Origin of the sequence: Flavobacterium calami, from assembly GCF_038290035.1 — a bacterium.
Classification (GTDB): Bacteria; Bacteroidota; Bacteroidia; order Flavobacteriales; family Flavobacteriaceae; genus Flavobacterium; species Flavobacterium calami.
In genome coordinates, this window is the sequence record NZ_JBBYHS010000008.1 from 1 (window position 1) to 17,282 (window position 17,282).

Genomic DNA, 17,282 nt, shown 5'->3' on the forward strand with positions numbered 1-17,282 from the left:
CTTAACCGTACACCCGTTCAGGTCTTTCACCCAAACATCCCATTGCGTATTTGTCGCAGGGTTCAAGTCTGCACTGTTGCTTGCTACATAATCCGCCGCAACTGGTGCAACATTATTTTGCTTGTAAGCATAAGTATAACCCGGTGTTCCTCCTGCAGCCGTTACTGTAACTTTTGATGTCGCAACATTACAGTTTGCATTCACCTGGGCAACTGTTGCTGATAATGCCGCTGATGGCTGTGTTAGTGTCAAACTATAAGTAGCCGGACAACTAGTTTTTCTGTCGGTTACTGTAATTGTATAAACACCTGCTGGTTGTGCAGCAGTAACATTGATAGTAGTAACAGTTTCACTAACATTATTAGCACTCTGAATTACAGTTCCTCCTGCATTTCTAATTACATAATCATATCCTCTGTCTTTTACACCATTTACTGTGAATTGAAGAGTACCTGTTCCGTTAAAACATTTAATTGGCGTTAATACAGAACCTCCTGCAACCACATCCGGTGTACTTTTTATCTTATAATTCAAATCAAAACTACATCCGTTTTTATCAGTAGCCCTGAAAATATAATCGCCTGGCTTAAGGTTTTTAAATTCTCCATCTGATACGATAGCAGAACTATAGCCAGCAGGACCAGCAATAATTTGATAACGAATAGGTGATAATCCTCCTATTGCCTGAAATTTAACATGAGCTTCATAAGCCGGACACTCTAATCCTGTATCGAATAATACATTAATACCTGTAATAGATGACCTCGGATTAATTACTATCTCCAAAGGTGGATTCAATAAACAACCTTTACTGTCTTTAATATACGCCGTTACAGTTCCTGCTGAACTGGTAGAATATGTATTGCTTGAAGTAAAATTAGTGGTTCCGTTAAAGCTATATTGATAAGATCCTGAACCTCCTGAACCTACAACTGTAACAACAGCTGGTACAGTACCTGTACTGCTGCAACCTAATTCTGTAGCACTAATCGTTCCTCCAACTGCTGTTGGGTTTAGAATAGTAACGTTACTTACTGCAGATTCACAACCTTTACTGTCAATTACTTTAATATTATAAGTACCCGCCGCTAAACCAGCAAACTGATTTGTTGTCTGAGTTGTATAAGTAGATGCAGAACTTAGTTTAATTGCATAAGTATAAACCGATGTAAATCCATTGGTTCCCGTAACTGTAATGGTGCCATCATTTGCATTATTACAAGTAATGTCGGTTTTACCAAATGTTAAACCTGGTGTTGTTTTTGGAGAAACTACAACCGTGTTACTTGTTGCAGTACAGCCCTTACTGTCTGTAACTGTAAACACATAATTTCCAGGTTGCGTAGCTGTATAAGGGAAAGAGGCTGCGGTAGCCGTAGCTCCATTGCGAGATACAGTATATGTATAAGCTCCTGTATGACCACCTGTTACAACTGATGTAATAGAAGCATTAACCAAACAAGTTAAATCCTGAGCTAAGCTTGCAGTTAATTTTAGTTCTGGCTGAATAATAATATTTGAGATAGTCGCTGTACAATTATTACTGTCAGTTACTACAATTGTATGTGTACCAACTCCAACATTATTAAATGTATTAGTAGTAATTGGAGTATTATTATCTAATTTATAAGTGTAAGGAGATAATCCTCCTGTCACAGTAACAACTAAACTAGCAGGGTTAGAAGGTGTATAACACAAATCACTTGAAGCTGCCAGGGTTGCTGTTGGCCCGGTTGTTCTGGTTATTACGATATCTTCAGATGCAGGAGATAAACATCCGTTTGCATCTTTCACCATGACTTTATAAGTTCCTTCTCCTAAGCCTGCGAAAGTTTTACCTGACTGGAATACTCTCACAATACCTGAAGCATCACTTAATTGATATTGATAGCTTCCTGTACCTCCTGTAACTGTTGTAACGGTTATTGATCCATCTGGAGATGGAGCACAAGTTACTGCTGTTTTATCAACTTTAACAATAAGTATTGCCTGAGGCGATTTAATTACAGCTTCAAATGAAAACTGACAAGTTCCAGCAACGTCATTTTTTACAATTACTTTATATGTTCCTGCGCCTTTAGTAACGGTTACAGGCGAAGTTGTTGAATTGTCCCAACTCGCACCATTATCTGTAGAATAAAAGAAACCTGTTCCAAAATTAGAAGCCGAAATAGTTATAGTTCCGTCATTAGTATTACTACATGTTGTATCCTTAACACCAGGTGTTGGCACTGTAAACGCACCATTGGTATTAACAACTACAGGAATTTCAATTTCGTTTCCACAGGCTTTTGGTACCTGATAAACAAGAATATCATCGATAGCTAAGTCATTACCCTGTATCTCAGCTAAGTTGGATAAAATTTGAAACTCCAAGGATGTATTATTTCCTGGATTTAATTTAAAAATTTGACCACCTGCTAAATCAGTTGTTGAATGCCATTTTTCATCTCTTGGAATTAAAGGAAAATCTATTGGGGTTCCAACTACAACTCCATTTTTAACCAATCTTACGGTTAACTGAGGAGATGCCAAAGCATTGGATTCTTTAAGTAAATTAATCATATACAAAGACACACTCATATCTTGATAAGGCAAAATATCATTGATTGTCTTACTATACAAAACAGCTCCTTTTTGAAGTTCACCAATATTAACAGCTAAAAATCTTCCATTAGTGATTCCAGTTGTATTATTTAATACAGCTGTATGATCTTTAGGCAAAATCCATCTAAAATCTGGATCATGATCTGGTAATAATGCATTTGTTACCACATAATCACCATCATTTAAAAGCCATGAATGCCAACCGTCAATTGCTGGACAACTAGCGAATGCATCTGTATTTCCATCCTGCTTTTCCCAACAATAAAGTGAATTGATCCCCGGTGATTGAGTATCTCCACCATTTCCAAAATCTTCCTGCAATAAGTTACTATAAGTAGAAACTGTTTGAATATTATATTTTACAATAACCTTATGATTACCCGCTGGAACATTGTTAAAGACATTACTTGTTATTGGATTATTTGGAACAGCAGTTGCTGAACCATCTTTTTTGAGATAATACTCATAAGTATAGGTAGACCCACTACTTGTTGGAGTATTTACTACAACTGTTGCCGTAGCCGAACCATCACAATTGTATATTGGAGTAATATTATTGTCAATAGAAGGATCCTGTGGTTTAGGATCTAAAATGACATTGTAAGGAATTTTATAAAAACATCCAAATTTATCTCTTACACGCAAATCGTAAGGGACTGTCGAAGATACAACAAACTTTTCAGGTGAAGCCTGCCAGCTTCCTCCACCATTAAAACTGTATTCGTAAGGAGCTGTTCCACCTTCTACATTGGTAAATCTTATTAATCCGGTAGGCAGTCCATTCTCCAAAGGTCCACATCCTGCTAATTCAGCAACACCTGCAGAAGCAGTTACCGATGAAGTAGGTCCTGTTATAGTAACCGTCTGTGAAGGATCAGAACAATGTTGTGTTTCTGTATAAGGAGGATAAGAAACCGGATAAGTTACACTATATCTAACTTTAACCTTATAAGTACCAGGAGTCAAGTTTGTAAAAACAGGACTCGTTTGGTATGTTGCTCCATCATTAATACTATACCCCATAGTGTAACCTGCAGTTGAACTTGTCAGGTTAATTCTTATTTCTGCTGGTTCACCATAACAATTGATGTTCGTAGGAGCAACAATATCATAAGTTGGTTTAGGGGTTTTTGGAACATCAATAGTTACTATTTTTTCACAATTATTATTTCCAACTACTCTTATAGTATATAGCCCTGCAGTAGTAACCTCAATTTCATTAGAAGTCTGGAATGTCGATGATCCATTTACAAAATAGTAAAAAGAATTACTCCAATTTCTATCTTGCGAAGCCGTAATCTTTATTATTCCAGTAGTACAGTCTGTTAAAGGTCTTGTTATAGCTGCAGAAGCGATTATTTCACCTGCAGATTGATTAATGGCAACATAATAATTTGTATATGAACATCCATCGTCTGTTCTTACCGTATAAGAATAACCTCCCTGATCTAAATTGTTAAAAGTATAATCTCCAGATGCAACAGGACCTACTTTTTGTACAGAATTTCCATTTCTGAAAAGTTCATAATAATACTGTCCTCTGACACCAGAAGTATTAACCTTAATACTTCCTTTATCTCCAAAACATACAGGATGTGTTACAATCGTTTCAACTTCTAATTTTCTGTCTACAATATTAACAGAAACTTCAAATATACATGGGTTTGTTACTACTCCTGTTTGTTTAATATATACCGTATAGTTTCCAGCTGTATTTATTGTAAATGTATTAGTACTAGTATACGTACCATTTTTAGTCAGACTATATACATATCCAGTAGGAAGACCATTTACTGTAATTTTACCTTTTGTATTGCAATAAATATCGTTATAAGTTACAGTAGGATTTACTTCGTTTTTGAAAACATTAAAATAAAACTGATTAACACAATTGTTTTGATATTTAATTGTTAAACGATATTGTCCTTTTGTATCAGCTCGATAATTTGGCCCTGTACCTACTTCTGTCCAGGTGCAGGATGCATTTTCATTAGCACATTTATCATTTGCCACAGCAGTACAACTGCCTTCGTTTAATTTTTCCCAAACCATTGTAGTTCCGGTTGCTGAAATACCTGTTCTAATATCTCTAAAATCAGCTGCACCGCATAAAAATAAATTTGGCAATAATTTACCGTTATCTGGACACACTGTAATATTTCCTGCATAAGGCTCCCTTGCATAAGGCAATACAGGATTTTCTAATAATCCATTTGGTAATGTTACCGTAAACTTTTCGGCTATTGACAAACAAGGTGCCGGAGCAGTATTTTTTACATAATAAACACCCTCTTTTACCACTGTTAATGTTTGATCGGTTCCGATTACAGGTGTTCCCGTTGGGCTTGTTGACCATGAATAACTACTGTATCCGTTGGCTGCTTTTATTTGAATACTGGTACCACATAATACTTCGTTTCTTTCAAACTTACAGTCATCAACATCAACTAAAAAGTTTGTAGATTGTGGAATTCCAATATTACAGTTTGTATAAGAATCTAAACTGTAATCTCCATAATCTATGTTACTATTAAAAAAACCATTATATTTTGATAACGCTTCATTCCTAACAACATTAGAACAAACATCACTAATCTCACTACAAGATTCTACTACTTTAACTTTAAAACGGATAGTATATCTTGGATCTTTAACTTCTACATATTCCTTTGGAATAGTGAATGTAATTGTACGAGTTGCCGCATCATAAGTATGAGTCACTCTATATGTAGTACGACCAATAACAATAGGCGGTGGTAAATCAATTATATCAGCAGGATAATTAAATTTAGTGTTAATCGGTAACTTATCTGTTATGGTAAAGTTGATCGCATTATCATTACCCTGATTTTGAAAGCCAATCACGTAATTTAATTCCTTACCTAGAGTAACATCCTTATTACCCATATTAGTAGGGGGAGTTGTAGAATAATCAAAAACCTCTTTGGTTAGAGTGATTTTAGGCTCAATAATTTCTACAGCAAAAGTAGTTACAAAGGCAGCATAACCATCTGCTCCTGAAGTATTTGTAAACATTCTATAGGTTCCTTCAGTTGCTCCATTAGGTATTACTGTGTTATTTGGATTAGGAATCTCTAAATAGTCAATGTCAAAACCTAAATTATTTTGACTCGCCGGGTTACGATTTGTAACATGAGCGTTATCAACCGTGATTGAAGCATTAAAGAAATTAGAATTTGATTCAGGGCTAAGTGTTGTTAGATTAAGTGAATTGGTAATAGGAGTGAAAGAGCTATTGAGTGCACTTGTAGGTACCAACCCATTTCTAAATAATAAACCGTCCCCTTTTCTGTCAAGATCTCCATCTAATGCCGCTACACCAACTTTTGCTATAACAGGAATATTTGTATCACGTACTGTCTGAAATCCACTAATTGGAATATCAACTTTTAATAATTGATTTGTTCCCGGATCCACGTTCGTCATTTGAGCTCCATCAAAAACAGAAATATATTTACTGGTTACTGTAGGACTTTCATAAATTACGACTAATGTCCAACCACCCGCAGCTCCACCACGTCTGATTCCTCTGGTAGCTCTTAAATTAGCAACTGTATATTCTCCGTCTGCCTCAGTCAATCCCTGAAGTTTAGCAGTTACATCTTTAAAGCAAACATAGACCCCATTATTAAAATCATTAGCATTTGAACCTTTAAATATCACTTCTCTAGGGTTCGCTTTATCTGCTACAATTCTTTCATAAGCTCTATTAGGCATTTTAAATAATACCTCATTCCAATCATCTCTTGGGGCAGTTCCACAATTAAAACAATTGGAATCGCCATTAGCTACTTCATTAGGATACATTGCTGACCAGTAAAGTCCGGCAAATACAATTCTTTTACAGCCATTATTGATAAGCAAATTGGCACTACTTGAACTTGTTGTATTACCATCGCCATCTATATCTATATAAACTGCATTAAGATCATTATTGTTTTTAGTTCCATTATATGGTAATCTTTCTCCGTCTGGTCTTAGAATAGAGTTACCAATTAATTTAACATCACCCTGAACTTTAAAATACTTATTACCTTTACCATCATCGAGCCTGGCAGAAAATTTTGTTCCAACCGGATCCTGTGCTTGAACAATATTAAAAGCAAAAAATAAGAAAAACACAAGAATAGCTGTACTCTTGATTTTTATTGCTTTTAAATACTTTACTTCTTCTTTGTAGAAAAAAAGAATGCTTAAATCAATAAACAGGTTTTTAGCCAACAATACAAAATTTGTAATCATTGCAACAACCAATTCTGCTGGTTTAAAAGTAGTAGGTTTTTTCATGGTATTTACTTTTTTTGGGGCTTGGTTTTACTATCTAAGGGGCTTCAGAAAATAAAACCTTAGCACTTTAAAAATATTTATTTTTTTGGTCCTAAAAGAACCGTATTCTTTATTCCTATTCTTATTAATTTTCAACTTTTACTATTGCCATTTTTCCGTTATAAGGCTTATTACCTTTTGCTTCCATAGCCTTTTGAGCATCTGATAAACCTTCAAATTTTTCATAATAAATATAATATTTACTAGTTGACACGTCATAAAAGAAATTAACATCTGAACGTCCTGCAGCTACTGCATTTGTTAAAAACTGATCACGTTTTTCAACACTGTTGTGAACTGCAAGAATTAAGTAATAACCATTCTCAGAATTTTTAATATTCTTAATAATCTGCATATTTGACTGATCTTCACCAAAATCAAAATCACTTTCAGTCAATGGCGTACTGCTTAATTTTGTCGTTTCTTTTATACGTTTAAGAGCGGCAAGATCCTGAGCATATCTTCCCTGATCATTTTCATAAGCTGCTCGCTTAATTCTACGTTTTTTCTCAATTTCAGTTTCCGTTTTAATGCGCTCTAAATTGGCAATTAATTCAATATTGTCTTTTTCAGCTTTTAATTGAGCCGCTTTCAATTCGTTGATTTTTTCTAAGTAAGCTCTGTTTAAAGCATCATCTTTATTAGGAACCTTTTTAAGTCTTTCGTTATATAGATTTGTCAAATTAGCTATAGCATCCTTTTGAGCTCTGTTAGCATCAGCGATTTGGCTTTTTAACGACTCAATCATACTATTTTCTGCTGCAACACTCTTAAATGGTTTCGGCTCTTTATAAATCCCTTTTTCACTCAAATCATTTTCCTCTTTCATATCATTCAAATCCCTTTGCTTACTTTCAACAGTAGCATTGAATTTCGCAATTAAATCTGACTGGATTTTTCCAGAATCTTCAATCGATAGTGTCAATTTATCAATCTCTTTTGCCGTTTCATCTTTTTGAGTTGAAGCAGCCAGTGCATCGGCTTTTGCTTTGGCTTCTGCTGCTAACTTAGCCTGTAATGCTTCGGCATCGGCTTTCGCTTTAGCTTCTGCTGCCAACTTCGCTTGTAATGCTTCGGCATCAGCTTTTGCTTTAGCTTCTTCTGCTAACTTAGCCTGTAATGCTTCTGCATCGGCTTTCGTTTTAGCTTCTGCTGCTAACTTCGCTTGTAATGCTTCTGCATCAGCTTTTGCTTTAGCTTCTGCTGCTAACTTAGTCTGTAATGCTTCTGCATCGGCTTTTGCTTTGGCTTCTGCTGCCAACTTCGCCTGTAATGCTTCTGCATCAGCTTTTGCTTTAGCTTCTGCTGCTAACTTAGCCTGTAATGCTTCGGCATCGGCTTTCGCTTTGGCTTCTGCTGCTAACTTCGCCTGTAGTGCTTCTGCATCAGCTTTTGCTTTGGCTTCTGCTGCTAACTTCGCCTGTAATACTTCGGCATCGGCTTTCGCTTTAGCTTCTGCTGCTAACTTCGCTTGTAATGCTTCTGCATCAGCTTTCGCTTTGGCTTCTGCTGCTAACTTAGCCTGTAATGCTTCTGCATCGGCTTTCGCTTTGGCTTCTGCTGCTAACTTAGCTTGCAATGCTTCGGCATCAGCTTTCGCTTTGGCTTCTGCTGCTAACTTCGCCTGTAATGCTTCGGCGTCAGCTTTTGCTTTAGCTTCTTCAGCTAATTTTAACTTTTTGGCTTCTTCTTCAGCCTTCGCTTTATTCGTTGCTTCTGCATCAGCTTTCAGTTTAGCATCAGCAATTAATTTTGCTTGTAAAGCTTCCATATCAGCTTTCGCTTTAGCTTCTGCTGCTAACTTCGCCTGTAATGCTTCGGCATCGGCTTTCGCTTTAGCTTCTGCTGCTAACTTAGACTGTAATGCTTCTGCATCCGCTTTTGCTTTAGCTTCTGCTGCTAACTTAGCCTGTAATGCTTCGGCATCGGCTTTCGCTTTAGCTTCTGCTGCTAACTTCGCTTGTAATGCTTCTGCATCGGCTTTCGCTTTGGCTTCCGCTGCTAACTTCGCTTGTAATGCTTCTGCATCGGCTTTCGCTTTAGCTTCTGCTGCTAACTTCGCTTGTAATGCTTCTGCATCGGCTTTTGCTTTGGCTTCTGCTGCTAATTTCGCTTTTAATATTTCTGCATCGGCTTTCGCTTTAGCCTCCGCTGCTAATTTTACTTGTAATGCTTCTGCATCAGCTTTCGCTTTAGCTTCTGCCGCAATTCTAGATTCTCTCGCTTCGGCATCGGCTTTCGCTTTAGCTTCTGCTGCTAGTCTTTCTTTTTCTGCTGCTAATGCAGCTGCTTTTGCTTTGGCATCGGCTGCCGCTTTTGCTTTAATTGCCGCTTCCTTCGCTGCTTTAGTTTTAGCTTCTGCTGCTGCTTTTGCTTTAGCTTCTGCTGCTAATCTTGCCTGAAGCGCATCTGAATCGGCTTTTGCTTTAGCATCAGCAGCAATAATAGATTGTAAATCTGCAGCCTCTGTTTTTGCTTTTGCTTCTGCTTTACGTTTCGCTTCTTCAGCGTCTGCTTTCGCTTTAGCCTCTGCTAATAATTTTGCTTTAGTTGCTTCTGCATCTGCCTTTATTTTTGCTTCAGCTGCTAGTTTGATTTTTAATGCTTCTGCATCGGCTTTTGCTTTATTGTCGGCTTCTAATTTAGCTTTTGCAGTAGCTTCTGCATCGGCTTTAACTTTTTCTGCTGCAGCCAGTCTTGCTTTTAAGGCTTCTGCATCAGCTTTCGCTTTAGCTTCTGCCGCTAATTTTGCTTTTGTAGCTCCATCAACCCTCGTAACAGGTGCGGTTGTTTTTTTGGCAATTACAGCTTTTGGCTTAGAAGTATCTATTAAAGAACCCTCTTCATCGTCACCATAATAATAACTTGTATTTTTAAATTTATATGCAATAACAAACTCATGAGAAGAACCCAAATTTGCGAGATTACCAAAACCTCTTTCATAATTGTATTCTATTGCAATATTGGATGTAATATTAGCCCCTAAACCCGCAGAAATTCCGTACAAAGTGTTGTAACCTGCCTGTGCCCAAACTCCTTGAGGCATTGTAATCATGGCAAGTCCTGAAATAATGGTTTTGTCTTTTTTAATTTCTGTTTTTACAATTCCCGAAAATTTGCTTTGATCAAAAAATCCGTAAGTATCAATATATCCTGTATACATGGCATGCAACTGAATAGCTTTGTCAGGATCTTCTTTTACCATTCCTGAACCAAAATTATATAGTATTAAATTGTTCATGGATAAACCGAAATCCAGAAAAGCAGTTCCGTAATTAATACCCGGATTAACAGCAAGTAAATTATTTGATGGGTAATCACCTTCTATCGGAACATCAGAAATTATTTTTCCTTTGTCCAAACCACTTTGATAAGCACCTACATTTAATCCAAAAGTCAAATTACTGTCCTCTTGTAAAACAATATTGTGCGCAAAATTGAAAACTCCACCAAAAACAGTCATCAAACCGTAATTTTGCTGAAATAAACCTATTGCATATCCGTCATTTTCTTTTAAACGTCCAGAATAATTGAAAAGATAGGTATTAGGAGCATCATCAAATTGTACATATTGTCTCTTATTATAAAAACTTACCGTTGGGTTTTGCTCACGTACAAAACTAAATGTAGGGTTGATTAAATATCTATTAAACTTTAATGAATTTCGGACAGGTAATGAAAACGAAACAACTCCACCCTCATTTGCTTCCTGAGAGTAGAGTATTTGTGATAACCCGCAAAATAAAGTTAAGAATAGTAAAATTTTCTTCATATTATTTTAGCACCGTTATTGATCCTTTTTTTTCACCTGCATCGCCTTTAATGACATAGTAATATACCGGATTTACATTTTTAATATCTAATCCTGTCTGAGGCCAATCACCTTGATAATTGACAACGTCCAGAACCTTTTCTCCATTAGAGCTTATAATTATAACCTTTGTGCTTTCGTTTTTATAAATCTCAGGAATATTCCAATATGGATTTGAATCACCACTTAGTTTAATGATATTTGGAATAACAGAAGAAGATCCAAAATCCCCTTGAACTTTAAAACTAAATTCTTTGGTAGAAATACATCCACCTGCCTGAGAAATCTTTACCTTATAAGTTCCAGCGAAAGAAACTAAATAAGTATCAGTTGTTGCCCCTGCAATAACATTATTATTTCTATACCATTCATAAGTTGGGCTTGAAGCATCATCAGTTACAGTTACACTTCTGGTTTCACCTTCTTCAAGTTTAAATTCTTCAGGTGCATCAATACTCGCCTCAAAACTATTACTAATCAGATTGATACTTCCTGATCCCGAACAACCTCCAAAATTAACATCAACTGTATAAACACCAGCTTCACTTGTAGCATAAGTACGGCTTGTTACACCACTTATTACTACGCCGTCTTTTTTCCAGATATAGCTATTTCCGGATGTTGCAGTTAAAATGGTATTTCCGCCGTTTGCACAAAAAGGATTTCCTAAGCTTGAACTAATTGAAACTGAAGCACCGGATCCTGATGAACTGGTAACCGTGACACGATTAGAACTCCAGTTATTCTCAGAACACTTGCCATAATCAATTTTTGCATAATAACTACCAGGAGTATTCACCGTTAAGCTGGCAGCGCTTTGTCCTGAAACAACAACTTCATCCTTATACCAGATGTATTTTAAATTCGGATAATTTACCGGTGAAGATTCTGTTATAGCCGGAGTAGGATTGTCAATAGAAAGCGTCATGCTTCCTCCACTGCAAAAAGAAGCAGTAGCTCCCTGATTATTGATAGAAAATGAATCTACATAATTTTTATAGTAAACAGAAAAAGAATCAATATTAAGTAAATTTCTAATTCTTTGACTATTGACACCTTTATTGCTCCGTATTCTTAAACTGTAACTATCAGACCCTTTTAAATCAACCGGAATAGCAAATTTTATTCTCTGCTGCGTAGCTGAAACATTAGTAACTTCAAGTTTAGTAGCTAAAAGCGGAGTAGCTAAAAAAACACCATTTTCGTCTGATATTTCCACGTCAAAAGTTACATCAGCAGCGAAGTCGCTGTATGTAAAATTTGCATAATACTCATTAAAGGGTTTGCCGTTTACTATGTCTCCTGCACAAATATTTACAAAGTCAGATTTACTTGCTGAAATTGTAGCCTGTGCATTAGATTGGTAAACGGTAATTAAAAAAACTCCTAAAAAAAGCAATGATTTTATCAGAGAAAGAGTAGTTTTTTTCATCATATAGTGCGAATTCTTGCCAGATCTATATCTTCAAAAAACAAAATATCTATAAACGTTTCAGAAAAATCATATTTATAATTTTCAATAATATCTTTTGCAAGCGCTGAGTATGTTGCGATATTTTTGGACGGATTTTCTGGGGTTTTGACATCTGTATTTGATTTATCAACTCCTTCAGCGACTACAGCAAAGCTATCCTTGGGGATGGATAGCTCTACTATAAACTGTTTAGAATTATCTAAAATAATTACAGGTGTAATTGCTGTTGCTTGGTTTAATTTTTTTAGCGCACAAGAAGATTTACCAGCAGCAATATTTGAAGAGACTGTCTTTTCAATTTTGCTTTGGGCATATAAACTTAACGATAAAGGGGAAACCAAAAATATTGTATATATAAAATACTTTTTAATACTTGGGGCCATATTCTATTTTGATCTTTATTTGGGTCCTGTATAAGACGTATACATAAATTGTCTGGGGACTTTTTATTAATAAAATTTACGCTTTGAAATAAAAATCTAAATGTATTTATCTATTACCGCTAGAAGCAGTAATTTTTCCTAATTGAAGTCTGAAGTCTGGTTTCTTTGGATTAAAAATATCTATAAAAGTTTCTTTATTATCACTTTGAGAGTATACGTTAAAGAATACACTATTACCATACCAGCTCTCTAAGTCTTCATTATTAGAATTGAACTCGGTAAAGATGTTTCCTTTACATAGGTTGAAATACATTTCCTCAAATTTGATTTTCTTAAGATTGGCATCGTTAATTTCTGTCTTACTGTCTAGTAAAACAGCTGGGTTGAATCCAGAAATTACACTACGTTTCATTTGAAGTGAAGCGTTTTCAGCGATATAAACCGCTTCTTTTACTAAACCTGACTGTATATCTGCATTAATATTTTCGCTGTCATTAAGCATTGTAATATTTGATGCTACAACCAAAGTTTGTTTTTTAGTAAAATCTGTTTCGCTTTTTTTCTCGTAAGAAGCAACTTCCATACAACGAGATCCATCTTTATTACTTGATAAATAAGAAGATCTTACTGCTAATGAATTGTGAAGACGGCATTGAACTCCCTGAGTAAACTTATAATCATCATTAATAGATTTATAAGAAACTAATTTAGTGGCATTCAGGTCACCTCCAAAAAATGCAAATGAGTCACCACCAGAGTAGCTTACCATAACATTTTCTAAAATCGTTTTATTACCTACTCCAGCTAAAGTAAGTCCGTTAAATGTTCCCGAACCTTTTACTTTTTTTCCTGCAAATTCAATTCTCACAAATCTCAAGATACCTGAATTACCTGCTACATTATCACCACCATACGTAGTAAGTGTAGGATCAAGATCTAAATTATAAGAACCAACGTTTCCAAATTTATTAATTGGAGCGTCACCAAGAATTACAATTCCTCCCCAGTCACCTGCTTTTTTCTGGCTTCTGTTAGATGTAAAAACAATAGGATCTGTTTCTAAACCATCTGCGACTATCGATGCACCTTTTGTGACTACCAACGTTCCTTTAGTTTCAAAATCACCAATAATTAAAGTTCCTGGCTCTATTGTTAAAACTGCATTGTTAGTTAAATAAACATTTCCCTGTAAAACATACACATTTTTCTTAAGTAACTTTGTGTTTGTTGAAATATTTCCAGCTAAAATCTGGTTTGCTTCACTGTATTCGACTTTGTTAGGCTTAAATTCGGTCCAGTTATTCAACCAGTTGGTGTAGCCCATAATTCCTTTTTCTTGTTGAGCACTCATACTGGCAACTGTCAAAAAAACACAGATAATTTGAGTAAATTTTTTCATGATAAGGGGGTATTAGGGTTAATAATAAATTTGGGTATGCGTAAAAAACTCATTCCGAATTTTCTAAAAAATTTAGAATACTTCGAAAACGAGCTTTAAGACCTTTTTTTTAAATGTTAAATGAAATTTAATTCATGGGTAGGTAAACAATTTCAAAAAAGGTTTTAAAAATTTATTCAAAAATTACATTTCATTCAATTCGTTGAATTCATGTAAAGATTTCAAAGTTCCTTCGTAAAATAAAATTGCTGCTATTAAATTTGCTTTATCTGAATAAGGCATCATTTTTCTTTGAAAATCTACAGTAGTATCTAAGAAAGTAGTAGTTCCTAATGCTTGATTTTCTAAAGATTTTTTATGTTCATTATCGTCCGGGATACCTAAGTCTGCCATAGTAACTCCTGGTTTAGTAACCAAAGCAATGTAAGGAAGTGTTTTTACCAATACTTTGATACGTTCGATATACAACTCTAATAATTCTCCTTTTTGCATACCGCTTAATTCTTTTTGATCATGGTATTTACGAATAAGAGCTGTTGTACTAATTATACTTTTTGGAGCGTTTTTAGCTTGTGCTGAAATAGCTCCTGTAGTCAATAAAAAAAATGCACTTAAAAAAATAATTTTCCCTTTCATATATTCTTATTAAAAGTTTGTTGTTGATGAAAACAAAAATATATAAATTAACTTAATCTGCAACTTTAATATTTTTTTTTTTATAAAAAAGACTTAAAAAAAACTTAAAAAAATTCTTTATACCCTGTAAAATAAGACCTTAACAATTGCTTCCTTTGATTTTGCCGAAGTTTATTTATGTAAGATTTTATCTTGAATTCGTTTAAAAAACAATTATTTTTCACAAATATATTACACAAAAAAAACCTGCTTCTATCCTGCTGAGCAAAAAAGTATTAACAAAAAATTCTTAATATCACATTCAAAAAATCTCAATATTAACAAAACATGGCAAAATAAAAATTAACAATTGGGCAAGTGTGGATCGCATTAATTTGGAAATAAAAACGAATCTTTTAAAGTTTGATTTATAATATTTCCGACTCATTCATTTTCTTATATCTTTGCTTCATGCAATTTTCTCAAATTTTAGGACAGGATCACATCAAAAACCACCTGATAAAAAGTGCTTCTTCAGGAAGAATTCCTCATGCACAATTATTCATTGGCCCTGAAGGAAGCGGTACATTGTCTACCGCTATTGCTTACGCCCAATATATTTTGTGTGGCAATACAGGTAGTGAAAACGAAAATGGAAACGATTCCTGCAATTTAAAATTCTTAAATATTTCACATCCGGATTTACATTTCATATATCCGACCGTAACGACAGAAGATGTAAAAACAAAACCAAAAAGTCTTGACTTTATTCAGGACTGGCGAACATTTATTCAAAAGATGCCTTATGGAGGATTATTTGACTGGTATAAAATTCTGGGTGTTCAGAATAAACAGGGTGAAATTCGGGTTGAAGATGCTCAGGAAGTTTTAAAATCCCTTTCCTTAAAATCTTATGAAGGCGGTTACAAAATCATGATTATATGGATGGCCGATAAGATGAATATCGCCGCATCAAACAAATTACTAAAACTACTCGAGGAGCCTTCTGATAAAACTATTTTTATTCTGATTTCTGAAAACGAAGAAGATATTATACAAACGATACGATCACGTTGCCAGGTAATTCATTTTAACGGAATTCCCGAAAAATTGATTGCTGAGGCTCTAGTATCAAGAGAAAATGCAGATCCAAATTACGCAAAAAAAATTGCACATCAGGCTCAGGGTAACTTCAATAAGGCGCTGCATTTGTTAAAGGAAGATGATACTGAATATCCTTTCGAACAATGGTTTGTCAATTGGGTACGTGCAGCCTTCCGTGCAAAAGGAAATGCAGCTGCCATTCAGGATTTAATTTCCTGGAGTGAAGAGATTGCTGCTTTGGGGCGTGAAAGCCAGAAAAAATTCATTCAGTTTTGTATCGAAATGTTCAGACAGGCACTTTTACTAAATTATCAGACACCCAGTCTGGTTTATATTGAGCCAAAAGTTGACAAATTTAAACTTGAAAATTTTGCTCCTTTTGTTAATGGAAATAATATTCACGAGATTTTCAAAGAACTTTCTGATGCTATGTATCATATTGAAAGAAACGGAAATGCCAAAATAATCTTAACCGATTTGTCCATAAAACTAACTCGTTTAATTCATAAAAAATAGTTTTAAAATGAATAATGCTGCCTCAATTTTAATGTTAGCTTTTTTAGCCTTAACTTTTTTACAATCTGGCTATGAAAAAATTTTTTACTGGAAAGATAATGTCTCCTGGATGAAAGAGCATTTTGCCCAGACAAGATTGAAGAACCAGGTACCACTTGCTCTTCTTCATTTGCTAGTTGTAGAATTAATTGCCGGTATTTTAAGTGCTGTTGGAATTATTCAGCTTCTTACAAAAAGTGGTCGTGATTACGGTTTTTACGGAGCTGTATTTTCATGTATTAGTTTATTAATGATGCTTTTCGGCCAACGTCTGGCAAAAGATTATGATGGAGCGAGAACAATTGTTATCTATTTTATTCCGGCCGTTATGGCTGTGTACTGGCTGAACTAATCGGCTATTATTTTAAATTACAAAAAAATGAATCCAAAACACCCTTCAGAATCTTTAACTATTTTAACCGATTTAGTCTTACCAAGTGAAACAAATCCTCTAAATAATCTTTTTGGTGGCGAATTATTAGCCAGGATGGACAGAGCTGCCAGCATTGCAGCCCGCAGACATTCAAGGCGTATTGTAGTTACGGCTTCTGTAAACCACGTTGCTTTTAACAGGGCAATTTCACTGGGAAGTGTCGTAACTGTTGAAGCAAAAGTCTCAAGATCTTTTAAAAGTTCTATGGAGGTTTTTATCGATGTATGGGTAGAAGACCGTGAATCCGGAAACAGAACAAAAGCCAATGAAGCCATTTATACTTTTGTAGCGGTTGATGATACGGGTAGACCTGTAGAAGTGCCTCCAATTGTACCTGAAACCGAACTTGAAATACTACGTTTTGAAGCAGCTTTGCGCAGAAAACAATTAAGTTTATTATTGGCTGGCAAAATAAAACCGGAAGATGCCTCAGAATTAAGGGCCTTGTTTATATCTTAAAAATCTTACTTTTTTATACCTTCGATATCGTGGTTACATCGAAAAAAAGAAGTATTTTTACAAAATTATAAGTCTTCCAAAAAACCAAATCAGTG

Annotated in this window: 9 protein-coding genes; 3 read left to right on the top strand and 6 right to left on the bottom strand. The window is 35.1% G+C overall.

All coding sequences use genetic code 11. The annotated features are described in order from the left end of the window. The 6 genes from AAEO57_RS08375 to AAEO57_RS08400 form a co-directional block, all read right to left on the bottom strand. A partial coding sequence (locus AAEO57_RS08375; protein WP_423972144.1) for a hypothetical protein occupies positions 1 to 6,915 on the bottom strand: 6,915 nt, incomplete at its 3' end. A 124-nt stretch (positions 6,916 to 7,039) separates the two neighbouring features. Beyond that, positions 7,040 to 10,726, bottom strand: a complete 3,687-nt coding sequence (locus tag AAEO57_RS08380) for a PorP/SprF family type IX secretion system membrane protein (protein ID WP_341691527.1) — start codon at positions 10,724 to 10,726, stop codon at positions 7,040 to 7,042. Position 10,727: 1 nt separating this feature from the next. Beyond that, the gene (gene sprC, locus AAEO57_RS08385) at positions 10,728 to 12,200 is read right to left on the bottom strand and encodes a gliding motility protein SprC (RefSeq protein ID WP_341691529.1); all 1,473 of its coding nucleotides are present in this window, start codon (positions 12,198 to 12,200) and stop codon (positions 10,728 to 10,730) included. Further along, the gene (locus AAEO57_RS08390) at positions 12,197 to 12,622 is read right to left on the bottom strand and encodes a hypothetical protein (RefSeq protein WP_341691531.1); all 426 of its coding nucleotides are present in this window, start codon (positions 12,620 to 12,622) and stop codon (positions 12,197 to 12,199) included. The genes sprC and AAEO57_RS08390 overlap by 4 nt, the downstream gene beginning before the upstream one ends. A 106-nt stretch (positions 12,623 to 12,728) precedes the next feature. After that, positions 12,729 to 14,021, bottom strand: coding sequence for a hypothetical protein (locus tag AAEO57_RS08395; RefSeq protein WP_341691533.1), 1,293 nt, complete (start codon positions 14,019 to 14,021; stop codon positions 12,729 to 12,731). Between the two features lie 183 nt (positions 14,022 to 14,204). Then, positions 14,205 to 14,657, bottom strand: coding sequence for a hypothetical protein (locus tag AAEO57_RS08400; protein WP_163409408.1), 453 nt, complete (start codon positions 14,655 to 14,657; stop codon positions 14,205 to 14,207). A gap of 450 nt (positions 14,658 to 15,107) precedes the next feature. Between AAEO57_RS08400 and AAEO57_RS08405 the strand changes: the two genes are divergently transcribed. From AAEO57_RS08405 to AAEO57_RS08415, 3 genes are read left to right on the top strand one after another with little or no spacing between them, the layout of a single operon-like run. Further along, positions 15,108 to 16,256, top strand: coding sequence for a DNA polymerase III subunit (locus tag AAEO57_RS08405; RefSeq protein ID WP_341691537.1), 1,149 nt, complete (start codon positions 15,108 to 15,110; stop codon positions 16,254 to 16,256). Positions 16,257 to 16,263: 7 nt separating this feature from the next. Further along, a complete protein-coding gene (locus tag AAEO57_RS08410) occupies positions 16,264 to 16,647 on the top strand; it encodes a DoxX family protein (RefSeq protein ID WP_341691538.1) in 384 nt (127 codons plus the stop codon). Positions 16,648 to 16,674: 27 nt separating this feature from the next. Beyond that, positions 16,675 to 17,187, top strand: coding sequence for an acyl-CoA thioesterase (locus tag AAEO57_RS08415; protein ID WP_341691540.1), 513 nt, complete (start codon positions 16,675 to 16,677; stop codon positions 17,185 to 17,187). The last annotated feature ends 95 nt before the right edge of the window (positions 17,188 to 17,282 follow it).